The organism is Flavobacterium sinopsychrotolerans (genome assembly GCF_900110375.1).
In the GTDB taxonomy this organism is placed as follows: Bacteria; Bacteroidota; Bacteroidia; order Flavobacteriales; family Flavobacteriaceae; genus Flavobacterium; species Flavobacterium sinopsychrotolerans.
This window is the reverse complement of record NZ_FODN01000009.1, coordinates 1-23,051: the sequence shown is the minus strand read 5'-3', so window position 1 is coordinate 23,051 and position 23,051 is coordinate 1. Positions and strand designations below refer to the sequence as shown.

General features: G+C 34.5%; 16 protein-coding genes, 1 tRNA gene and 1 rRNA gene. 11 read left to right on the top strand and 7 right to left on the bottom strand.

What is annotated here, in order from left to right; genetic code table 11:
* Positions 1 to 94: 94 nt before the first annotated feature.
* Complete coding sequence (locus tag BMX64_RS14005) at positions 95 to 1,234, bottom strand: acyl-CoA dehydrogenase family protein (protein ID WP_091173507.1); 1,140 nt, start codon at positions 1,232 to 1,234, stop codon at positions 95 to 97.
* A 577-nt stretch (positions 1,235 to 1,811) separates the two neighbouring features.
* Between BMX64_RS14005 and BMX64_RS14000 the strand changes: the two genes are divergently transcribed.
* From BMX64_RS14000 to BMX64_RS13990, 3 genes are all read left to right on the top strand, one after another.
* Positions 1,812 to 2,396: a chalcone isomerase family protein gene (locus tag BMX64_RS14000; protein WP_091173503.1), complete on the top strand. Its 585-nt coding sequence runs from the start codon at positions 1,812 to 1,814 to the stop codon at positions 2,394 to 2,396.
* A 104-nt stretch (positions 2,397 to 2,500) separates the two neighbouring features.
* A complete protein-coding gene (locus tag BMX64_RS13995) occupies positions 2,501 to 3,727 on the top strand; it encodes a Glu/Leu/Phe/Val dehydrogenase dimerization domain-containing protein (RefSeq protein ID WP_091173499.1) in 1,227 nt (408 codons plus the stop codon).
* A gap of 195 nt (positions 3,728 to 3,922) precedes the next feature.
* On the top strand, positions 3,923 to 4,822 hold the full coding sequence (locus BMX64_RS13990; RefSeq protein WP_091173495.1) for a hypothetical protein: 900 nt from the start codon (positions 3,923 to 3,925) through the stop codon (positions 4,820 to 4,822).
* 288 nt (positions 4,823 to 5,110) lie between these two features.
* On the opposite strand, the gene BMX64_RS13985 is transcribed toward BMX64_RS13990, so the two are convergent.
* Positions 5,111 to 5,506 carry an ExbD/TolR family protein gene (locus BMX64_RS13985; RefSeq protein WP_091173492.1) on the bottom strand — a complete coding sequence of 132 codons (396 nt, stop codon included), beginning with the start codon at positions 5,504 to 5,506 and terminating at the stop codon, positions 5,111 to 5,113.
* A gap of 1 nt (position 5,507) precedes the next feature.
* On the bottom strand, positions 5,508 to 6,203 hold the full coding sequence (locus BMX64_RS13980; protein WP_091173488.1) for a MotA/TolQ/ExbB proton channel family protein: 696 nt from the start codon (positions 6,201 to 6,203) through the stop codon (positions 5,508 to 5,510).
* 129 nt (positions 6,204 to 6,332) lie between these two features.
* On the opposite strand from BMX64_RS13980, the gene BMX64_RS13975 reads away from it, so the two are divergent.
* Positions 6,333 to 7,553, top strand: coding sequence for a bifunctional folylpolyglutamate synthase/dihydrofolate synthase (locus tag BMX64_RS13975; RefSeq protein ID WP_091173484.1), 1,221 nt, complete (start codon positions 6,333 to 6,335; stop codon positions 7,551 to 7,553).
* A gap of 86 nt (positions 7,554 to 7,639) precedes the next feature.
* Positions 7,640 to 7,714: transfer RNA gene (locus BMX64_RS13970), tRNA-Val, on the top strand.
* A gap of 183 nt (positions 7,715 to 7,897) precedes the next feature.
* Here the strand turns inward: BMX64_RS13970 and BMX64_RS13965 are convergent.
* Positions 7,898 to 9,181, bottom strand: a complete 1,284-nt coding sequence (locus BMX64_RS13965; protein ID WP_091173481.1) for a UDP-N-acetylmuramoyl-tripeptide--D-alanyl-D-alanine ligase — start codon at positions 9,179 to 9,181, stop codon at positions 7,898 to 7,900.
* A gap of 66 nt (positions 9,182 to 9,247) precedes the next feature.
* Positions 9,248 to 10,942 carry a gliding motility lipoprotein GldJ gene (gldJ, locus tag BMX64_RS13960; protein ID WP_091173478.1) on the bottom strand — a complete coding sequence of 565 codons (1,695 nt, stop codon included), beginning with the start codon at positions 10,940 to 10,942 and terminating at the stop codon, positions 9,248 to 9,250.
* Between the two features lie 214 nt (positions 10,943 to 11,156).
* Between gldJ and porU the strand changes: the two genes are divergently transcribed.
* The 5 genes from porU to BMX64_RS13935 all read left to right on the top strand — a co-directional run bounded on the left by porU (position 11,157) and on the right by BMX64_RS13935 (position 19,600).
* Entirely contained in the window at positions 11,157 to 14,987 is a 3,831-nt protein-coding gene (gene porU, locus BMX64_RS13955; protein ID WP_091173472.1) for a type IX secretion system sortase PorU, read from the top strand.
* 37 nt (positions 14,988 to 15,024) lie between these two features.
* Positions 15,025 to 16,221 (top strand): type IX secretion system outer membrane channel protein PorV, encoded by a 1,197-nt coding sequence (porV, locus tag BMX64_RS13950; protein WP_091173469.1) that lies wholly within the window; start codon positions 15,025 to 15,027, stop codon positions 16,219 to 16,221.
* 74 nt (positions 16,222 to 16,295) lie between these two features.
* Positions 16,296 to 16,778 carry a cytidine deaminase gene (gene cdd / locus BMX64_RS13945; protein WP_091173465.1) on the top strand — a complete coding sequence of 161 codons (483 nt, stop codon included), beginning with the start codon at positions 16,296 to 16,298 and terminating at the stop codon, positions 16,776 to 16,778.
* 142 nt (positions 16,779 to 16,920) lie between these two features.
* The gene (gene pdhA, locus BMX64_RS13940; RefSeq protein ID WP_091173462.1) at positions 16,921 to 17,919 is read left to right on the top strand and encodes a pyruvate dehydrogenase (acetyl-transferring) E1 component subunit alpha; all 999 of its coding nucleotides are present in this window, start codon (positions 16,921 to 16,923) and stop codon (positions 17,917 to 17,919) included.
* A gap of 7 nt (positions 17,920 to 17,926) precedes the next feature.
* Positions 17,927 to 19,600, top strand: a complete 1,674-nt coding sequence (locus tag BMX64_RS13935; protein ID WP_091173457.1) for a pyruvate dehydrogenase complex dihydrolipoamide acetyltransferase — start codon at positions 17,927 to 17,929, stop codon at positions 19,598 to 19,600.
* A 56-nt stretch (positions 19,601 to 19,656) separates the two neighbouring features.
* On the opposite strand, the gene BMX64_RS13930 is transcribed toward BMX64_RS13935, so the two are convergent.
* Positions 19,657 to 20,898 carry a glycosyltransferase gene (locus BMX64_RS13930; protein ID WP_091173452.1) on the bottom strand — a complete coding sequence of 414 codons (1,242 nt, stop codon included), beginning with the start codon at positions 20,896 to 20,898 and terminating at the stop codon, positions 19,657 to 19,659.
* A gap of 111 nt (positions 20,899 to 21,009) precedes the next feature.
* Between BMX64_RS13930 and miaE the strand changes: the two genes are divergently transcribed.
* Positions 21,010 to 21,591, top strand: a complete 582-nt coding sequence (gene miaE / locus BMX64_RS13925; protein ID WP_091173449.1) for a MiaE family protein — start codon at positions 21,010 to 21,012, stop codon at positions 21,589 to 21,591.
* Positions 21,592 to 22,805: 1,214 nt separating this feature from the next.
* Here the strand turns inward: miaE and rrf are convergent.
* Positions 22,806 to 22,915: ribosomal RNA gene (gene rrf, locus BMX64_RS13920) — 5S ribosomal RNA — on the bottom strand.
* Positions 22,916 to 23,051 lie beyond the last annotated feature (136 nt).

Genomic DNA, 23,051 nt, shown 5'->3' with positions numbered 1-23,051 from the left:
CCTCTTGATTCCCTCATTTCAGTAAATGTATTAAAAAAACAAAACCCTTTCTAACCGAAATTAGAAAGGGCTTAAACAACTATTTTTATTTTATTTACGAAACCAATCCTCTAGAAATTACAATTCGTTGTATTTCAGAAGTACCTTCATAAATTTGAGTGATTTTAGAATCACGCATCATACGTTCTACATGATATTCGGCAACATAACCGTTTCCACCGTGAATTTGAACCGCTTCATTGGCCACTTCTAAAGCAATTTCTGAGGCGTATAATTTTGCCATTGCGCCAGAATGAGCGATATCCTTCCCTTCATCTTTTTCACAAGCCGCTTTCATCACCAATAATTTGGCTGCAGTTACTTTCACATACATATCAGCCAGTTTGAAAGCAATCGCCTGATGATTGAAAATTTCTTTTCCAAATGCTTTTCTTTCGTGAGCATATTTCAAAGCAATTTCGTAAGCTCCAGTTGCTATTCCTAACGCTTGTGATGCAATTCCAATTCTTCCGCCATTTAAAACATTCATTGCAAAAGCAAATCCAAATCCGTCGGCACCGATTCTATTTTCTTTAGGAACTTTTACATCCGTAAACATTAACGAATGCGTATCGCTTCCACGAATTCCCATTTTTCTTTCTTTTGGTCCAATATCAAATCCGGCCCAACCTTTCTCTACGATAAAAGCATTGATTCCTTTGTGCCCTTTTTCAATATCCGTTTGAGCAATAACTAAATAAGTAGATGCAGTTGATCCATTAGTAATCCAGTTTTTTGTGCCATTTAATAAATAATGATCTCCTTTGTCTATCGCTGTTGTTTTTTGTGACGTAGCATCACTCCCCGCTTCAGGTTCAGACAAACAAAAAGCTCCAATAACTTCTCCTTTTGCAAGTGGCACTAAATATTTCATTTTTTGCTCTTCACTGCAATATTTTTCAAGACCAGCACAAACCAAAGAGTTATTTACTGACATGATTACAGCCGCTGACGCATCAACTTTTGCAATTTCTGTCATTGCTAAAACATAAGAAATGCTATCTAAACCAGATCCACCATATTTTGGATCTACCATCATTCCCATAAAACCTAAACTGGCCATCATTTTCACTTGCTCCGTTGGAAATTTTGAATGTTCATCACGTTCAATAACACCCGGTAACAATTCTGCTACTGCAAAATCTTTAGCGGCCTGTTGAATCATTAAATGCTCTTCGGTTAGATTAAAATCCATATTTTATAGTAAATTAATTGTTCTTAAATTGGTCAACAAAAGTAATTATTAAAAGTTAGTTTTCAAACGATTTCGTAAATTTAGCCAATGTTTAAAGAAAAGTGTAAAGTTATATCGAAACAATGCCAAAAACGTATGCTATGGAGTAGATTTAGCATATGGTATTTTTTCTGTCTAAAACAGGAAACCAAAAATCTTATTGCAATATATTAAGGTAAACACATAGATAGCTACACCAATTATAAAACTAATATACATTGCAAATTAATAATTTATCAGAAATAAAAACCGTTCTATCTAATAAAATAATGATATTCAAAACCTCTAATTCTTTACTTTACTAGGCATTTTAAAATTCACTAGAAGCAATCAATATATTGAATAGTATTAATGGCGTAAAAATAATTACTGTTCTACAATAACCTAATTGTATTAATATTTTGAACTCAAACGTTGTAATGATTATTAAATAACCAAAAAATGATTCTTCTAAAATCTTAACTCAAAAAAAAGCACTGTTTGACTGCTAAATAAGTAAATAAATGATAGTTTTGCTAAAATTTATATCAGTTATATTATGAAAAATCTTTTATTATTATTCGTGTTTCTATTCTCTGTGCAATTCAGTCAAGTATCCGCACAAAAACAAATTGAAGTAGATGGTGTTGTTTTGCCAAGGACTATTGAGTTCAAACAAAGAACTTTAATGCTAAACGGTGTAGGAATTAGATCCAAAATGTGGGTTGACGTTTATGTTCAGGCGCTCTACCTATCAGAACTTTCACAAAATGCTGAAAGTATAATTGAAAGTAATTCAGAGATGGCGGTTAGATTACAAATCACTTCATCAATGGTTAGTTCAGATAAATTGTCAAAATCCCTTAATAAAGGTTTATTAAAATCAATTGGTGATGGTAATATTGCGAACTTCAAAACACAAATAGCTTTACTTGAATCGCTGCTAAACAAGGAGAAAACGGTAAAGGACGATGCTTTTAACCTCATTTATAATCCTGCGGATGAATCTCTTTGGGTTTTTAAAAACGACAGATATGAAGGGAAAATTCCTGGATTTGAATTCAAGAAAATATTTTTCGGGATTTGGCTTTCTAACAAACCTGTTGACGAAAAACTTAAAAATGACTTATTAGGTAAATCTTAATAGCTTTTATTTTTGACTAAAATGCTTTTGATAAATAATAACAAAAAATCAAATTCGCATTATTGTATTTTTTATATTTGTCAAAAATAAACATATCGCAATAAATGAAAGATTTATTAAAGAAATTCGAAAATAAAGAGCCTGAAATAATTTTCAACTGGAAAGATGCTGAAACGGAAGCTGAAGGATGGACTGTCATCAATTCGCTGCGTGGTGGTGCTGCCGGTGGTGGAACTCGCATGAGAAAAGGGTTGGATATGAATGAAGTTTTGTCATTGGCAAAAACCATGGAAGTAAAATTTTCGGTTTCTGGACCAGCTATTGGCGGTGCAAAATCTGGAATTAATTTTGATCCAAATGATCCAAGAAAAAAAGGCGTTTTACAACGTTGGTATAAAGCCGTTTCTCCGTTATTGAAAAGTTATTACGGAACTGGCGGTGATTTAAATGTAGATGAAATTCACGAAGTGATTCCAATGACGGAAGAATGTGGGGTTTGGCATCCGCAAGAAGGTGTTTTCAACGGTCACTTCAAACCGACCGAAGCGGACAAAATCAATAGAATTGGACAATTGCGTCAAGGTGTGGTGAAAGTGATAGAAAATCCAAAATTCTCACCAGATGTTTCCAGAAAATATACCGTTGCCGATATGATTACCGGTTACGGCGTTGCCGAAGCCGTTCGTAATTATTACACTATTTATGGTGGAGACGTAAAAGGGAAGAAAGCAATTGTACAAGGTTTTGGAAATGTAGGTTCTGCAGCCGCTTTTTACTTAGCCGAAATGGGTGCTAAAGTAATTGGTATCATCGACAGAGATGGTGGATTAATCAATGAAGAAGGATTCTCTTTCGAAGAAATAAGAGCTTTATTTCTTGCTAAAGACGGAAACAAACTAGTTGCCGAAAACATGATTCCTTTTGAAGAAATCAATCAAAAAATATGGACCATTGGTGCTGAAATATTCACTCCATGTGCCGCTTCCCGATTGGTAACTCAATCTCAAATTGACAGTTTAATTGCTCATGGTCTTGAAGTAATTTCTTGTGGCGCAAATGTTCCTTTTGCCGATAAAGAAATCTTTTTCGGTCCAATTATGGAAGATGTAGATCATAAAGTGAGTTTAATTCCTGACTTTATTTCTAATTGTGGTATGGCTCGTGTTTTTGCTTACTTCATGGAAAAGAAAGTACAAATGACGGATGAAGCTATCTTCCAAGATACATCAGAAATCATCAAAAAAGCGATTGAAAAAGCACATGCTTTAAATCCAAGTAAAACAAATATTAGTGCCACTGCTTTTGAAATCGCACTGAAGCAACTTACTTAAAATAAAAGAGTATTCTTTACAATATCGGAACTGGGATTAAGCAGATTTTAAAATCTATTTAATCCCTTTTCTCATTTTTAGTTTTAAGCCAAAAAGCAATCTCATTTATATTCCGGTAGTCCCTTTTTACTCTTGACAATTTTTAGTACTTTTCAACGTTTTTTAGTAATACACTTTTTAAAATTTAAAATACAAATGAGTTCCACCATTTCATCAGATCAAAAGAAATCCTTAGCAATATCAATTCTTTTGTATGCGACAATGTTGTTAATTTTATTTTTCATCCGCTTTTGGCCTCCCGCAAACATGGATGAACTTGCTGGTGGCGGTGGTGGCGGTGGCGTTACAGTAAATTTTGGCGACAGCGATTTAGGTTCTGGAGCAAATTATAAAAGCGAAGTTTTGGAAGTAAAAAATCAAACCAAACAAACACCTACAAAATCAACTCCTGACAAAGCTATTTTATCTCAGGAAAACAGCACTGAAGAAAGTGTTGTGATTCCGACAAAAGAAAAAACTAAAAAACCAACAGTTGTTGTAAAAGAAGAAGTGAAACCAGTGGCTGTAAAACCTAAAGTTTCTAACAATACAAATGATGCTTTATCAAGCATATTAAAAGGTTCTAATAAAGGTGGCGATGGCGATGACAAAGCTGCCGGAAACAAAGGAAAATCTAACGGTAGCTTGAGTTCTAATGGCTATTATGGAACGGGTGGTTCTGGTGGAGGAACAGGTGGCGGAAATGGCACTGGAACCGGAATAGGAACTGGCAGCGGTTATGGCTCCGGAAGCGGTGGCGGAACCGGAAGTGGTTCTGGCGGCGGGGTTGGATATTCTTTAGGAAACCGAAAAGCATTATCTAAACCTGCACCAAAATATACGTGTAATGAACAAGGAAAAGTTGTTGTAGAAGTTTCTGTAGACAGAACTGGAAGGACTGTAAACGCAGTTGCCGGTGTAAAAGGAACTACAAATACCGCAAAATGTTTATTAGATCAAGCCCGAATTGCTGCGATGAATACGAAATGGGATGCCAGCAACGATGCACCAGAAAAGCAAGTGGGCAAAATTGTTTATAACTTCAATTTGAATTAGAACAATTAGGAGCACTTCTTTTTCATTTTTCCAATAGCACCTCTTCTTGTCATTGCGAGGAACGGGCGCCATCACAGTTGTTGCTCTCTTTATGCGATTGCTTCGTTTCTCGCAATGACTATAGTGTTTTACGAATTTGCGTGAGGGATAGAAGCAAGTACCGAAGTACTGCGGATAGCCCGACCACAATAGAAAAAGGAGCTAATCAGTATAAAGTTGATCAGCTCCTTTTTCTATTGTGGTCACGCCCAAATAATGCAGATGCTTCGTAAAAACTACAAATAACTTTTACTTTGGACTAGTAGCGATCACAAACTTCAGATTGTTCTTCACTCCTATTTGCAGTACGTCAACTAAATCTTGTACTTGCAAATTGAATGGAATACGAACAATAACCGTTTGGTCTTTCGATGAATCCATCTTAGACATTAAGGTTGTTTCCAATTCTTCAAAGGAAACTGCTTGCTTGTCTATGTAGAATTTTTTATCCTCTGTGACAGATAAACTAATGTACTGCTTGTTTGTTTTCTCGTTGGATTGTGCTTTTGGCAACGTCATCTTGATAACATTAGGATTCGCCAATGTTGATATAATCAAGAAAAACAACAACAGAAAAAACATAATATCACTTAATGAAGAAGTCGCGACCTCGGCATGAAATCTTCTTTTTCTTTTTATAGACATATTATGATCTTTGAATAATATTTACAAATTCAAGTACTTGTTTCTGAATTTTTAAAGCAAAATTATCAATCTTGCCGTTTAATATATGATAGCCGCTGTACGCGATTATACCAACGATTAATCCAGCACCACTACTGATCATTTTCTCGTACAATCCTCCGGAAATATTACCAATACTAATATTCTCCGTTACCGAAATACTATAAAATATTTTGATAACTCCTGAGATAGTTCCAACAAATCCAAGTGTAGGCGCAATTCCGGCAATAAGTCCTAAATGTCCTAAATGCTTTTCCATTTCCCCTATTTCGATATCGGCTGCACGATCCATATTCGATTCGATTTCAACAATAGGTCTTCCAATAACCAGAATTCCTTCTTTGATAATATTCCCTGAAGCGGTACTGTTCCGTTCAGCGATTGATCGCGCCAAATCAAGATTTCCGGAATTGAGATTATCACGAACATCGCGCATCAAAAGAGTATCAATTTTTGATGCTTTACTAATGTACAAATAGCGTTCAATAATTAAGTAAAACGTGTAAAATAATAGAATCCCGATTGGGATAAGCCACACACCACCTTTTAAAAGGAATCCTAAAGTGGAAATTTCGGCATTTGGAGCAATTTTTTCAATAACTACGTTTGAAGCAGCGTTGGTAATGGTGTCGGCCTGTAATTGTATAAAACTAAACATATAATATTATTGTATTTTAATCATTAATTCTAAAAATTATTTCAATTTTGCACTAAAGATACTTTTCGATGTACTATTAAACTAAAAAAATCGAAAAATATTTTAAACAACTACTATTTTATTACAAAAATGAACTATCAGGAAACCATAAATTGGATGTTTAATCAACTCCCGATGTACCAACTTCAGGGCGCTTCAGCTTATAAGAAAGATTTAACCAACACGCATTTACTGATAGCTCATCTTGAAAATCCGCAAGAAAAACTTAAGTGCATTCATGTTGCAGGTACCAACGGAAAAGGCTCGACATCACACATGTTGGCATCCATACTTCAAGAAGCGGGCTATAAAGTTGGATTGTACACTTCACCTCATTTAAAGGATTTTCGAGAACGCATAAAGATTAACGGTGAAAATATTCCTGAAAAATTTGTTACTGATTTTATTAATACACATAAAAGTTTTTTCGAATCAAACGACATGAGTTTTTTCGAAATGACCGTTGGATTAGCCTTCGATTACTTTGCCAAAGAAAAAGTAGACATCGCCGTTATTGAAGTGGGAATGGGCGGACGATTAGACGCTACCAATATTATTACTCCATTAGTTTCGGTTATTACCAATATAGGATTAGATCACACACAATTTTTAGGAAATACATTAGAAGCAGTTGCTTTCGAAAAAGCAGGTATCATCAAACCCAACATTCCTGTAGTAATAGGAGAATACACTCCTGAAACCAAACCTGTTTTTTTGGCTAAAGCCAAAGAATGTAATTCAGAAATCTATTTTGCTTCTGATTTGATTTCAGAAACCTATCCTTCTGATTTAATTGGCGATTATCAAATTCATAATAAAAAGACGGTTTTACAAACTATCAAAATTTTAAACAGTCAGAACGAATTTAAAATCACTCCCGAGAATACAAAATCCGGTTTATTGAATGTGGTAAAAAACACCGGGCTTCAAGGAAGGTGGCAACAACTGAATGAATTCCCAAAAGTTATTTGCGACACGGCACACAACAAAAACGGACTGGAAATTGTTTTAAAACAAATACAAAAAGAAGATTTTGATGCTTTACATATTGTTTTGGGCGTGGTAAATGACAAAGATTTAGATGAAATCCTGCCTTTATTCCCTAAAAAAGCAATCTATTATTTCTGCAAACCCAATATTCCTCGCGGGCTGGATGTTGTAATTTTAAAACAAAAAGCGGCCAGTTTCGAACTAAAAGGCGAAGTATACAATTCTGTTTCAGAAGCTTATCAAAAAGCAATGAAAAATGCAGGAGCAACTGACTTCATATACATTGGCGGAAGTACATTTGTGGTCGCAGAAATTTTATAATTTTTTTATTTTTTTACTTGCAAATACCAATTCTAGTCGTATATTTGCACACGCAATAACGGAAACGAAAGTAACCAAATTGTTTAGGGCGATTAGCTCAGCTGGTTCAGAGCACCTCGTTTACACCGAGGGGGTCGGGGGTTCGAACCCCTCATCGCCCACAAAAAACTCCATTAGAAATAATGGAGTTTTTTTATGCTTACTATTTTAGGATTGATCCGAATAAAATAAAACTCAATAAAAAAGTGAGTTGTAAGTATTTTTAATTAGCATGCACTCTAAACAAGAATGCAATCACATTATAGGTGATTACATTCTTGTTTTAAACCAAATAGAAAAAAGCGCTATATAAGTTCCAAGGCGCGTTCTAATGCCATTCCTCGTGAGCCTTTAATTAAAAATGTACTATTACTTAATTTCGTTTTTGAAAAATCATTTGAAAAACTTTCAAATGTATCATAGAACCAAAAATTATCTTTCTCTATTTTATTTTCATAAAATGCTGATCCCACAAAGTAACATTTTACATTTTGACTATTTGATAACATAGTAACAATCGCTTTATGCTCATCTAAACTTTCACCTCCAAGCTCAAACATATCTCCAATAATCATAACCTTATTAGCACTCTCTAATTGTAAAAAATTCTCAATAGCCACAGTCATGCTGCTCGGATTGGCATTATAAGCATCCAGAATGATTTGGTTTGTTCCTTTAGACAGAAGCTGTGATCTGTTATTTTCAGGAATATAACTTTCCAAAGCCTGTTTAATTGCAACATCATCGACTCCAAAATACTTCCCGATAGTAAGTGCCGCATTTATGTTGTTTGCATTGTATAACCCTATTAAATGCGATTTTATTATACGATTAGAGTAATTAATTTCAACAAAGGGATTCGCCTTTACAGCTGTTATATTTACATCTGCGTTTTCTTTATTTATACCAAAAGAAAAGAACTTTAATACCTTTGCCTTTTCAACCTGAATTGAGTCCTCTAAATTTATAAAAGCGAGCTTGTTATTTACCGAAAGATATTGATACATCTCACTTTTCCCTTCAATAACACCTTCAACCCCACCAAAACCTTCTAAATGGGCTTTGCCAAAATTAGTGATATAACCATAATCTGGCTTTGCTAAATCACACAGAAACGCAATTTCTTTTTTATGGTTCGCTCCCATTTCAACTATACCAATTTCAGTCTCAGCATTAAACGAAAGTAGCGTTAATGGGACTCCAATATGATTGTTCAAATTTCCAACAGTCGCCTTAGTACTATATTTTTCAGAGAGAACAACATGAATAAGTTCTTTCGTTGTTGTCTTACCGTTGCTTCCCGTAAGAGCAATAATAGGCAATTTCAAAAACGCGCGGTGGTATTTTGCCAATTCTTGTAATGCTATCAGACTGTCGCTAACTAAGATCGTTCTGTTGTCAATGTAACATGATTCATCATCAATTATTACATAAGAGGCTCCTTTTTCCAACGCCTCTTTTGCAAATGTATTGGCATCAAAACGATCTCCTTTTATAGCAACAAATAAAGAATTTGGCATAATTTTCCGTGTATCTATCGAAACCGAATTACACTTTAAAAATAAATTATGAATGTCTTTGATATCCATTTGAAACGATTTAAAAAACCAAAAGCCCTAATAAAAGGGCTTTTGGTTCAATTTTATATAAAAAAATTAATTTCTTGGTGATTTTCTTTTTTCAGCTTTTGGACCTACTCTAGACATTGCACATCTAAAACCTATATAATCTGTTGCCATATCTTGAGGAAAATATCTTCTTTGGGCAGGATCTAGCCAATATGCTCTATCTCTCCAAGAACCACCTTTATAAACTCTTACCTGATCATTAATCAAAGTAGATCTTTTATTTGAGGCATCATATTTCCTAACCATTTTACCTAAACTATCAGTTGTTACATTATGTCTAGGAGAATTATACATGGATTTTTCTTGTTTAGATTTTTCATCATCTGAATCGGAAGATCCAAAATTATAATATTTAGTTGACTGCTTGTCTCCATCTCTATAATTGATGTTATCGCTTTTATCAAAATTTTGTCTCAAATAAGTTTCTTGCTCATCAACGGGAACTTGCGCAATCTCTCCTGGTAAGTTTCTAGCTATAATTCTACCGTTACTTAAAGTGTCATATTGAATATTATCTTTAGTAACAATTTCAATTTTACCATCTGCACCAATTTTATTTTTAGTGTATAAATTCCCTCTAAAATAATTAAAATCGTTTGCTTCATTGTCTACAATTGGTCTGTATACATCGGCAACCCATTCAGCAACATTTCCAGCCATATCATACAATCCAAAATCATTTGCTGGATATTTTTTTACTTCATTAGTAATATCAGCACCATCATCTGACCATCCTGCTATTCCACCATAATCACCATTTCCTTGTTTGAAATTGGCTAATTGATCCCCTTTACTTTGTCTTTTTCCAGAGCGAGTATACCCGCCAGACCAAGGGTATTTTTTCTGACCTTTATATGTATTATATTCTCTTTGACCTACATCTGCTGCTGCAGCATATTCCCATTCAGCTTCGGTAGGAAGTCTATATTCCGGCAAAACAATCCCAGAAGATCTTTGTGCATATACATTTTTTTCTTCTGTAATCTTACCGTCTTTATCTGCTTTTGGAGCTTTAGCCTTTTTAGAACCTCTTCCTCCTTTTAATACAATCTCTTCATTACCACCAAAAGTACTTGTTGGAGATTTTAAATATGTCTCAGTACTGAAAGAACTTTCTGCACTTACATCTGTAGTTTTAGCATTCTTTTTCAGATACCCATTTTTTTCTAAAACCGCTTCATTTACACGATCAGTTCTCCATTTACTGAATTCAACTGCTTGAATCCAATTCACACCTACAACTGGATATTCTGCATAAGAAGGATGTCTTAAGTAATTATTGGTCATAGTTTCATTATAACCCAACCTATTTCTCCAAACTAAAGTATCGGGAGAAGCTCCTTCGTATATATTTTTATAATTTTCCTCACTAGGTGGGAATACCATTTTCAACCAATCTAAATATTCTAAATACATAAAATTAGTCACTTCAGTTTCATCCATATAAAAGGATTGAACATGTTGTTGAGTTGGAGCATTATTCCAATCATGCATAACATCATCCTGCACTTTACCCATAGTAAAAGTTCCACCTTCCACAAAAACCAAACCTGGTCCTGCTTCTTGTTTTTTATTACTTGAGCCTGCTTTTTTACCATCAACATTCCAACCTGTTGCTCTTGATGAATTTTTAGAGCTAGATTTTTTACTGCAACTAGCCAAACAGACAATCAATATAATTGATAACATCAATCGTAAGACCATAATTTTCTTTACTTTCATACTCTTTAGTAGGTGATAATTTTTGAAGCCGCAATATAATAATTAACATTTAATCTGCAACATCCTTTTTTTAATAAATAATTACAACTGAATTCCATTTTATATTTGTATAAATACGAACGCAAATTTATAATATTTATTATTTATAATTACGTTAAATGATTTATTTTTACTCAATAATTATTCAATACCTTGAACCACGATTTACAAAACAATGAGAAAAACACTTCTGCTATATTTGACATTAATTCCTTTTTTTTCATTTGCTCAAATTAAAGGGAATGCTGTTATTGAATGGTTAGGCATAAAAGAAATGTCTTATGGCAATTTCAAAGTAAATATCCCCCAATTTTCAGGTAATAGTTTTCATTATGATGCTTCCAAAAAAATTCTTTCTCATACAATTAAATTAAAAGAGACGCCCTATTTTAACGAAAACAAAATTCAAATCACTAATGTCATTTATGAAGCGATTACACTTTCTGAGCTTGGTGATTTAGCCTCTGAAAATATCCCAAAAGCAACTAATCCTACCATAATTGTTTCTACTTCGAGAGACATCAGAGAGGCTTTTCTCACTATTTCTCCAATTATAAAAGACGATTTTGGATTCAAACGTGTCAAATCCTTTTCTTATGAAGTAGAAAACAATAATTCTAGAATCTCACAACTTAACAAAACGGCCAATAGTATTTCTAACTCTGTATTGGCAAATGGCAATTGGTTTCAATTTTATGTTGAAAAATCAGGTGTATATAAAATATCCAAAAGCTTCCTGCAGCAACTTGGGCTTGACGTAAACACTATAGACCCACGAAAAATAAAAATTTACGGCAATGGCGGAAGCATGCTGCCCTTAACAAATAGTCTTTACTACCCAAATGACTTGGCTGAGAACGCTATTCAAATTACCGGTGAAAGTGATGGTGTCTTCAATAATGAAGATTACATTCTTTTTTACGGGCAAGGAGTTGATTCCTGGAATGAGGAAAGCAAAACTCATGTCAATCTGTATGATGATAAATCCTATTATTACATTACCGTACAGGGTTCAGATGGAAAAAGAATTACCCCTTTAGCTCAAGCTACAGGAAACAGCACTGTGACGTTAACTACTTTTGACGATCATCAGTACCACGAATTGGACCTCATTAACATTACACGTCTGGGCCGTCAATGGTTTGGCGAATCATTTGAAGTCAAAGACGAACAGGAATTTGATTTTGTTTTCCCCAACATTGATTCTTCAGTTCCAGTAAAAATTATGCTGACAGCCGCTTCAGCCGCACTAACCCCAACCTCTTTTGATGTTATTGCAAACGGAAATACAGCTGGCACTATTTCATTTCCAGCTCTTAACAGTAATTCAGAAACCGAATTTATCTTAGGATTTTTACCCAATAACTCGAATTTTACTGGAGCCGAAAACATAAAAATAAAATTAAAATACAACAACAATGGGGTTCCAGGTTCCAAAGGTTTTTTGGACAACATGCGGCTTATTGCAAAGAGAAAACTTCAAGGCTACGGAAAACAATTTCATTTTCAATACGATCAATCCGTTTCGAGTCTAGGAATTGCAAATTACGAAATTTCGAATGCGACCGGGATTACTCAAATTTGGGATATTACTGAAACTGATAATATAACCAAAGTTGATAACTTAAATCAAAATACATTAAACTTTAAAGCAAATCTGGGAGAACTCAGAAAATACATTGCTCTAGACGCATCCGATTATTACACGCCATCAAAAGACAGCAAAACAAAAATTAAGAATCAAAATCTAAAAGGCACAGTATTTAACAATGGACAAGGCCAATTTCAGGACATTGATTATGTAATTATTTCGCCATTTTTTTTAGCCAATCAGGCAGAAAAATTAGCTAATTTTCACAGAAATCATTCCAACTTGAATGTAAAAGTGATTACTTTAGAATCAATATATCAGGAATTCTCTTCGGGAAAACAAGATATTGCTGCCATAAGAAACTGCATCAAATACATTTATGAAAATGCATCAGCACCAGAGAAAAGAGTGAAATATATCAATCTTTTTGGTGATGCTTCTTACGATTTTAAAAATAGAATCATAAACAATACGAATGTTGTTCCTATATATCACTCCTTAAATAGTAGCACAACAGGAGAATCCTCTTTTGCCTCTGATGACTTTTTTGGATTAATGGATCCGTCGGAAGGGAATATTGTATCCTATTTTGGAGGAATCGATATTGCTGTGGGAAGAATGTTGGTCAACGACACCAAACAGGCTGATGAAATGGTAAACAAGGTAATTGAATACCACGATTTAAAATCTTATGGCAGCTGGAGAAATAACTTTGTATTAGTTTCCGATGATTCTGATTTATCTTCGGATGCCACTTTACAAAACAGACAAAACATCCTTGCCGATGCAATTGCTTCAGAAAAACCATTTTTGAACGTGAATAAAATCCTGTTAGACTCCTACGTACAGGAAGCTTCAGCAGGAGGCTCAAGATATCCCAAAGCCCGAACCGATTTTTTTAACGCCTTTGAAAAAGGAGCTTTGGTATTTAATTATTTAGGACATGGTGGTGAGGATGGACTGTCAAGTGAACGGATTTGGGAAAAATCAGATGGACAGAACTTGAGCAATCAATGCAAGTATCCGTTATTCATAACTATCACTTGTGAATTCTCTCGTTTTGACAATCCCTTTAGGCCAACCGCCGGGGAATATACGTATTGGAACCCAAAAGGGGGAGCAATTTCCATGATTACTACGATACGATCTATAGGTCAGTTTAGCGCAGAAAACTTCAATGATACTTTTACAAAAAATCTATTATCATATGGTTCAAGCCAATACACATCAATTGCAGAAGCACTAAGAATCTCAAAAAACAGCAATCCAAATTCAGCGACAAATGTTGTCTTTTATATTGGTGACCCTGCCTTAATGCTTGCTGTAGCGAAACCAAAAATCAGATTGACAAAAGTAAATGATATTGATATTACTCAACCTATAGACGATTTCAAGTCATTATCTAAAATTAAGTTAAACGGGGAAGTTACTGATGAGAATAACAATCCATTAACAAATTATAACGGAGAAGTTTCTACTATAATTTTTGACAAAAGTATTTCAAGAACAACCAATAACAATGATGGAAATAGTCCAGCCTTTAATTTTAATATTTTAGGGGAAACTATATTTAGAGGAAATGCATCCGTTACTAATGGAAAATTTGAATTTAGCTTCGTTGTACCCCGAGACATCAGAATTCCTTTAGCAAACGGAAGAATTAGTTTTTATGCCAAAAAAAACCAAGTATTCCAAAACGAAACAGGTTATGATTCCAGCATAAAAATAGGCGGAATAAATGAAAATGCAACAGCAGACAATATTAGTCCAAGAGTTAAGTTATATATGAACGATGAAACTTTTGTTTCCGGCGGAACAACAAACGAATCCCCATTTCTTGTTGCCTTGCTTGAAGATGAAAATGGAATAAATACAGCTAGTGGAATAGGCCACGACATTGTTGCTATTTTAGATGGAGATGTGAGTAACCCATTTATTTTAAATGATTACTATCAAACAAAACTGGATGATTTTACAAGTGGAACGCTTCGATTTCCATTACGCAATTTAGCTGCTGGATTACATACTATAACATTCAAAGCTTGGGATGTTTACAACAACCCAATAACTGCCGAAATACAATTTATTGTGGTCGGTGATGAAACAATAACATTAACACATGTATTGAATTATCCCAACCCATTTGTCAGCTATACTGAATTTTGGTTTACACATAACAGGCCTTATGAACCACTTGAAGTGCAAGTTCAAGTAATGACAATAACAGGCAAAATAGTTTGGACAAAAAATCAAATTATAACAACTGAAGGATTTTTATCCAAAGAAATTACTTGGGACGGCAAAGATGATTTTGGAGATAAAATAGGAAAAGGCGTTTATGTTTATAAACTTACCGTTAAATCAAGTTTGACAAACAAAAAAACCGAAAAATTTGAAAAACTTGTAATACTTTAATAATATACTATATTTGTCTAATAAAATTCCTATGATAATGAAAAAAATAGCTTTGACTTTTGTCTGTTTCTTTGCAATTTCTTTTGCAATAGCACAGGACAGAGTCCTAAATCCTGGAGTTCCCTTTTTATTGGTTGCTGCAGATGCAAGAGCAGCTGGAATGGCAGACATGGGAGTGGCAACATCTGCCGATGCATTTTCTCAGCAATGGAATCCAGCAAAATATGCTTTTGCAACAGATGCACAAGGATTTTCGATCAGCTATACGCCTTATCTTACTGATTTAGTAAATGACATTTCACTAGGTCAATTCACCTATTATAACAAACTTAATGAAAGAAGTGCATTTGCAGCGAGTATTCGATATTTTGGTTTGGGTGAAATTGAACTAAGACAGGATTCAAATGATGAACCAAGAATAGTTTCTCCAAACGAGTTTGCTATTGATGGATCTTATTCATTAAAACTAAGTGAAAAATTCTCTATGGCAATCGCAGGACGATTTATTAATTCCAACCTGAAAGTACCTTCTGAAGGTAATGATGCATCATCCGCAAGTTCATTTTCTGTTGATGTCGCTGGTTTTTACCAGTCTGAAGAAATAGCCTACAATGAATTCAACGGGAGATGGAGAGCAGGATTTAACATTCAAAATTTAGGTCCAAAGATTAGTTATGATAATGATGATTTAAACAACAACTTCCTACCTGCTAATTTAAAAATAGGAACTGGTTTTGATTTTATTTTAGACGATTTCAATAAGGTTTCCTTAAATGTTGAATTTAATAAATTGTTAGTACCAACTCCCCAAATTCCAGGATCGCCAGTTGACACTAATAATGATGGTGATTTTAATGATCCTGAAGACATAACTCAAGCTGAACAAAATGCACAGACCTCAAACAATTACCGTTCTATTGGATGGACATCCGGGGTTTTCAAATCATTTGGTGATGCTCCTGATGGATTCAGCGAAGAATTAAAAGAGGTCACTTATGCTGTAGGCGCAGAATATTTGTACCAAGATTCCTTTGCGATGCGTTTGGGTTACTTTCACGAAAGTCCGCTAAAAGGAGCTCGACAATTTTTATCGCTTGGAGCAGGTTTCAAATACAATGTTGTCAAAGTAGATGTTTCGTATTTATTCTCGGCATCAAAAGTAAAAAACCCATTAGAAAACACCCTGCGTTTTTCACTTACCTTCAATTTTGGAGATAAATATGACGAATATTAAACATAAATAAAATCCACAAATAACAATCCAAACTTCAACACTATGAAGTTTGGATTTTTTTTCCTTAAAAAAGTATGAAAGAAATAACAATTACCACTCAATTCAAAGTATTCGATTCTGTTCAAGATTTACCAAATGACATTCAGGATTTAATGACGCAAGCTGTTGAAGTACGAAAGAATGCTTATGCTCCTTATTCCAAATTCAGAGTTGGAGTTGCAATTTTTTTAGACAATGGAAAAATTGTACTTGGTTCTAATCAAGAAAACGCAGCTTATCCGTCAGGGCTTTGTGCAGAACGTGTCGCAATTTTTTATGCCGGAGCAGTTTATCCGGAAGCCAAAATTTTAAAAATGGCAATTACAGCTGCATCGGACACAAACCAAACTACGGCTCCAATTCCGCCTTGTGGATCTTGCAGACAATCAATTGCAGAATATGAAATTCGACAAGAGACTCCTATCGAAATCTATTTTATGGGAGAAATTGGCGCAATTTACAAGTCGGAATCTCTGAAAAATTTACTCCCATTTATGTTCGATAAAAAATTCTTGTAAAAATTCCAAAAATTGCCTATTAAATTTTAGTTCTTACTTGGAATGTCTTATTTTTGCATTTCGCAAATTTGTGGGAGGAAACTATTTTGCGTTATAGTACAAATTGATAATACAATAACACTTTAGCAAAAGAAAAATTCAGATGAAAGAAGTTACAAAAGAAGTATATTTAAAGTGGTATGAAGACATGCTGCTTTGGAGAAAGTTTGAGGACAAACTTGCAGCATTATACATACAACAAAAAGTTAGAGGTTTTCTACATTTATACAACGGTCAAGAAGCAGTATTAGCTGGTGCATTGCACGCTATGGACTTGACAAAAGACAAAATGATTACTGCTTACAGAAATCATGTTCAACCAATAGGTATGGGAGTTGATCCTAGACGTGTAATGGCAGAACTTTTAGGAAAAGTTACCGGAACGTCAAAAGGTATGGGTGGTTCTATGCACATCTTTTCAAAAGAGCATCGTTTTTATGGTGGTCACGGAATTGTAGGAGGACAAATTCCTGTAGGTGCAGGATTAGCTTTTGCAGACAAATATTTTGAAACCGGCGGTGTTACTATGACTTATTTTGGTGATGGTGCTGCACGTCAAGGATCTTTACATGAAGCGTTTAACATGGCTATGTTATGGAAACTTCCAGTTGTATTTATTGTTGAAAACAATGGATATGCCATGGGAACTTCTGTAGAAAGAACAGCCAATCATACTGATATCTGGAAATTAGGTTTAGGTTACGAAATGCCTTGTGGACCTGTTGACGGAATGAATCCTGTAAAAGTTGCTGAAGCAATGACTGAAGCAATTGACAGAGCACGTCGTGGAGACGGACCAACATTCCTGGAAATGAAAACATACCGTTATAGAGGTCACTCTATGTCGGATGCACAATTATACCGTTCGAAAGAAGAAGTAGAAGAGTACAAAAAAATTGATCCAATTACTCAAGTTTTAGATGTAATTAAAGATCAAAAATATGCTACAGAAGAAGAAATCGAAGCAATTGATCAAAGAGTAAAAAATTTAGTGGAAGAATGTGTAACATTTGCCGAAGAATCTGAATACCCTCCTATTCAACAGCTATACGATGTAGTATACGAACAAGAGAACTATCCATTTTTACCTCATAAACTATAAATCAATTATGGCAACAATAATTACAATGCCTCGTTTGAGCGATACGATGACGGAAGGAACGGTAGCGACTTGGCTAAAAAAAGTAGGTGATAAAATAAGCGAAGGTGATATCCTTGCAGAAATTGAAACCGATAAAGCAACAATGGAATTTGAGTCTTTCAATGAAGGAACACTTTTACACATAGGAATCCCTGCTGGTGAAACTGCACCAGTTGACTCTTTATTAGCAATTATAGGAGAAGAAGGTGAAGATATTTCAGCATTATTAGCCGGAAAACCAGCTGATGTAGCTCCAGCAAAAGAAGAAACAAAAGGAACTGAAGAAACAAAAGTTACTGAAGAAATAGCAACGACAACTGAAGTTACTAAAGCTGCAGCACCCGCAACAGCTTCATTACCAAAAGGAGTTGTAGTTATCACCATGCCGCGTTTAAGCGATACCATGACTGAAGGAACAGTAGCTACTTGGTTGAAAAAAGTAGGCGATAAAGTAAGCGAAGGAGACATTCTTGCTGAAATCGAAACTGATAAAGCTACGATGGAATTCGAATCTTTCAACGAAGGAACTTTACTATACGTAGGAATCGAAGAAGGAAATACTGCGCCAGTTGATAGCCTTTTAGCAATCATTGGACCTGCAGGAACTGATATCAGCGGAATTGCTGAAAACTATAAAACTGGCGGAGCGCCACAAGCTGCTCCTGAAGTTGCAGAGGAAAAAGAAGTTGCTTCAACAGAAAAAGCTTCGGAACCAGTCGCTCAAGAACCATCAACTGATGGTCAAAGAATTTTAGCATCACCATTAGCAAAGAAAATTGCAAGTGACAAAGGGATCCAATTGACACAAGTAAAAGGTTCTGGTGAAAACGGACGTATTGTAAAAAGCGATATCGAAAACTTTACCCCACAAACTGCAGCTGCTCCGGCGCCGACAACTGCAACTACACCAGCAAAAATAGAAACTGTTGCTGCTGCAAAACCATTTGTTCCAGCAGGAGAAGTTCTCACAGAAGAAATCAAGAATTCGCAAATGCGAAAAATCATAGCGAAGCGTTTAGCAGAATCTTTATTCACAGCTCCACATTACAATTTAGTAATTGAGGTAGCAATGGATGAAGCTATGAAATCTAGAACTATCATCAACAGCGTTCCTGACACAAAAGTATCGTTTAACGATATGGTGATCAAAGCGTGCGCAATGGCTTTGAAAAAACATCCAAAAGTGAATTCACAATGGAGAGAAGATTCAATTCTTATCAATCACCATGTGAACATAGGAGTTGCTGTAGCTGTTGAAGACGGATTAGTAGTTCCAGTATTACGTTTTACAGACGCTATGAGTTTATCTCAAATTGGCGGAAGCGTAAGAGATCTTGCAGGAAGAGCTAAGAACAAAAAATTATTACCTACAGAAATGGAAGGAAGTACTTTTACAGTTTCTAATCTTGGAATGTTTGGTATTACAGAATTCAACTCTATCATCAATCAACCAAATTCTGCTATCCTATCCGTAGGAGCAATTGTAGAAAAACCTGTAGTTAAAAATGGTCAGATTGTAGTAGGAAATACGATGATGCTATCTTTAGCTTGCGACCACAGAACAATTGATGGCGCAACTGGAGCTCAATTTTTACAAACATTGAAACAATTTATAGAAAACCCAGTTACGATGCTTGCGTAATATCTCGGATTTTAAAACACAAATCCCGTCTTGTTTCTAAAACTTGACGGGATTTTTTATTTATTTTTCTCCTCAATCCAACGCGACATATATTTGGTGCTTTTCAAAGTATGATGTTGCAATATGGAACCCATAAAATTATTTAATCGATGTTGCTGTAAATTAGAGCATAAAAATTCTATTTTAGTTCTAAAGTCACTCTCGAACAAACCTTTAGAATAGCGTTGATTAATAATTTCCAATCCATTTTGTTGGGCTTTAAGCCAAATTGTTTTACCTTGATACAATTGTACTGCTCTATCGACAAAATCAGCTATATCATTCGTAATAAAGCCATTCCAAGGCAAATATCCATGCATGGATTCAGAACCAATGGAAGTCGTGACACTTGGCGTTCCGCATTGCATCGCTTCTAATAATTTCCCTTTAATACCTGCACCAAAACGCAAGGGAGCTAAAACCACTAGTGCTTCCTGAACTACTTCTTGAGCATCAATCGCTCGTCCCATGATTAAAAAGCTTTCTTTCTTGTTATGTAATTGCAGTACTTTTTGTGAAGGATAAGCGCCATACACATTCAACACAGCTTCTGGCAGACTTTTTTTAATTAAAGGCCAAATTGTATCTTTTAAATATTGAACCGCATTCCAATTAGGCTCATGAAGAAAATTTCCAATAAAAACAAAGCCTTCTCGTTCTTCAAAAGTCGGCAATTCCTGCATTTGGGCACCGTCAATCGGTTCCAACAAAAAAGGCAAATAGTACAATAAAGATGGGTCAATTTTAAATACAGACTCTAGTAATTCCATTTCAAATTCGGAAATCATCAAAGACAAATCACAACGCAAAATACTGGCAATTTCCCGTTTTGCAATCTCTTCAACAAACAAATCAGTAGTCTTAAAGAGACGGTTTTCTTTGAATGCTTTCTGGCGAGCCAATCTTAGACAATGCAAATCTTCGGTATCTAACAATCGTAACGCATCCGGACAATTTTCGGCAACGCGCCAACCAAATTGTTCTTCCATCATAAAACGATCAAACAAAACTACTGATGGATTTAATTCTTTTATAAAAAAATCAAAACTGGAATTATTAAGTTCAATTGATTTCTTATCAACTTCGTATTCTTGTAAATCAACCATGAAATCACTGTTTTGAGCAGGGCTGGCAAACGTAACATTAAAACCTTGTGCTTTAAAAAGTGAAATCAGCTGCATCATCCTTCCTCCTGCTGCGGACGAATTAGGTTCTGGCCATACAAAACCGATAATTAAAAGCTTTTGAACTTGATTCATAGTATTATAAAATTTCAATTACAAAATAATGCTATTTTGAGTTCAATCTGGTCATTTGGACAAAAAATAGATTAGAAAACACTAATTTTGTTCTAAATAAATTTCAGTATCATGTTAGGATTAAAATTAGCCACAGACCCTCGTTGGGTAAATATAGTTGAATCGAATATAGAAGAAATCTTGACGGATCATGCTTGGTGTGAACAAAAGGCAGCATCAAATGCGATAAGCCTAGTTACTTATAACTCCGAATTAGAAGAATTAGTAACCGAAATGTTAATCATTGCAAAAGAAGAATTAGATCATTTGCAATTAGTTCATAATTTAATCAAAAGCAAAGGATTGACTTTAGGTCGAGAAAGGAAAGATCATTATGTAAATGAACTTTTTAAATTTATGAAAAAAGATGGCAGTCGAAAAGATGCTCTTTGCGATCGATTGCTGTTTTCTGCTATGATTGAAGCAAGAAGTTGCGAACGGTTTAAAGTTTTATCAGAAAACATAAAAGATATTGAACTGGCTACTTTTTACAGAGATCTAATGATTTCTGAAGCGGGGCATTACACTACTTTTCTGGGATTTGCACGAAAATACGCTGACAATATAGATGTAGACAAACGTTGGAAGGAATGGATTGAATTTGAAACTTCAATTATCACTAACTATGGCAAACAAGAAACGATTCACGGTTAGGTAAAAGCCGATATTATTTTAAGTATTCCACAATAATCAATTTATAAAAAAAGACAGCTTGTTGTACCTGATTTTTGGATTTTAATAATTCTCAAAGGTTTTAAAAAATCCAAAACCCTCTTTTAAAATTCCATTAACAATCAGCAATGACATTTTTATACGATCCGATTGCTTATTTCATACATATTAGAATATTTTTTTGATTAAATATTCCTTATGTTTTTTACTATAATATTGTAGAAGTCTACTGAAAATGGTAAATAAGATTTCCCAATCTATTCCCTATTGATTACAGCCATTATAACGCTATTTAAAGAGAAAGTAGCCATAAAGGTTATCCGTCAATTTCTACCCTACTATTTTCCTTGTATAAGCATATGTTACAAAATGTAAATAATACATTTTATACTCAATTAGAAGATAAATAATATCTACAACCCAAAGCAATTCTGGTCTATTTAGAGTAATTCCAGGATTAGATTTAGAAATTTTCACTAGCTATAAATGCTATATCTTTACGCCGGTTTTAAGTTGCTTTTAGTGTACTGAGACAACTAAACATCTCAATTGATCTCTATCAAAGCTTTCATTTTAATCAAATAATTTATGCTTATTATAGACTTCCTTGTTGCAACCGAGCATCAGACCTACATATTTGCAGCATTAACTCTTGAATGATAACTTATTTCATGGACTGCATCAAACCAAATCTTTTTACAATCTCAATTTTAAACTCGTGTTTGGCTATTTCAATGAACTTATTCAAGACTTTTAACTATATTCTTTTCATACATAATGAGAGGTATAATTCTTTTATGTCCTAAGATTTAGAATCTTTAATAGCTCGTATCATCGGTTTATATAATCATAGGTTAATTCACCCTATTTTTAACCAAAAATAAATATAACTATTCGCTCGAATACCATTACCTCTACGTAGTTCGGTTTATATGAATGATCCAAATTAAAATTCTTTAAACACTAGTCTTTTCTTAAAACAAAATTCTCATAAAATCCGTGCGTAAAAGCGATAAGCATCTAATAAAAAACCTTATTAAACACAAAAAATCCAGATCAAATTCAAGATGAGGATTCTTTAAAGGAAGACGACCAGCCGAGGCGTTGTGTGAACACTTCGGAGAGTTATAAAACAAAAAATCCTCATCAAATAAATGATGAGGATTTAATAGAATCTGAAACTAGTTCAGATTAAAGAAAGGCGACGACATACTCTCCCACATAACTGCAGTACCATCTGCGCAGGCGGGCTTAACTACTCTGTTCGGGATGGGAAGAGGTGAGCCCCGCCGCAATAACCACCTTAAGAGGTTATAATTGCTTTGGGCAATTACTGTAATGTTGTTTATAGTTATATAAACATCAGTTACATAATATCTTAACATACTGAGATAAAGAAAATAAAAAGTTGATACTGAAACATTTACACTGAATTTATTTCA

Bases quoted from the DNA above. Each gene is read 5' to 3' on its own strand.
- BMX64_RS14005 (WP_091173507.1), bottom strand. From the start codon at position 1,234: ATGGATTTTAATCTAACCGAAGAGCATTTAATGATTCAACAGGCCGCT.
- BMX64_RS14000 (WP_091173503.1), top strand. From the start codon at position 1,812: ATGAAAAATCTTTTATTATTATTCGTGTTTCTATTCTCTGTGCAATTC.
- BMX64_RS13995 (WP_091173499.1), top strand. From the start codon at position 2,501: ATGAAAGATTTATTAAAGAAATTCGAAAATAAAGAGCCTGAAATAATT.
- BMX64_RS13990 (WP_091173495.1), top strand. From the start codon at position 3,923: ATGAGTTCCACCATTTCATCAGATCAAAAGAAATCCTTAGCAATATCA.
- BMX64_RS13985 (WP_091173492.1), bottom strand. From the start codon at position 5,506: ATGTCTATAAAAAGAAAAAGAAGATTTCATGCCGAGGTCGCGACTTCT.
- BMX64_RS13980 (WP_091173488.1), bottom strand. From the start codon at position 6,203: ATGTTTAGTTTTATACAATTACAGGCCGACACCATTACCAACGCTGCT.
- BMX64_RS13975 (WP_091173484.1), top strand. From the start codon at position 6,333: ATGAACTATCAGGAAACCATAAATTGGATGTTTAATCAACTCCCGATG.
- BMX64_RS13965 (WP_091173481.1), bottom strand. From the start codon at position 9,181: ATGGATATCAAAGACATTCATAATTTATTTTTAAAGTGTAATTCGGTT.
- gldJ (WP_091173478.1), bottom strand. From the start codon at position 10,942: ATGAAAGTAAAGAAAATTATGGTCTTACGATTGATGTTATCAATTATA.
- porU (WP_091173472.1), top strand. From the start codon at position 11,157: ATGAGAAAAACACTTCTGCTATATTTGACATTAATTCCTTTTTTTTCA.
- porV (WP_091173469.1), top strand. From the start codon at position 15,025: ATGAAAAAAATAGCTTTGACTTTTGTCTGTTTCTTTGCAATTTCTTTT.
- cdd (WP_091173465.1), top strand. From the start codon at position 16,296: ATGAAAGAAATAACAATTACCACTCAATTCAAAGTATTCGATTCTGTT.
- pdhA (WP_091173462.1), top strand. From the start codon at position 16,921: ATGAAAGAAGTTACAAAAGAAGTATATTTAAAGTGGTATGAAGACATG.
- BMX64_RS13935 (WP_091173457.1), top strand. From the start codon at position 17,927: ATGGCAACAATAATTACAATGCCTCGTTTGAGCGATACGATGACGGAA.
- BMX64_RS13930 (WP_091173452.1), bottom strand. From the start codon at position 20,898: ATGAATCAAGTTCAAAAGCTTTTAATTATCGGTTTTGTATGGCCAGAA.
- miaE (WP_091173449.1), top strand. From the start codon at position 21,010: ATGTTAGGATTAAAATTAGCCACAGACCCTCGTTGGGTAAATATAGTT.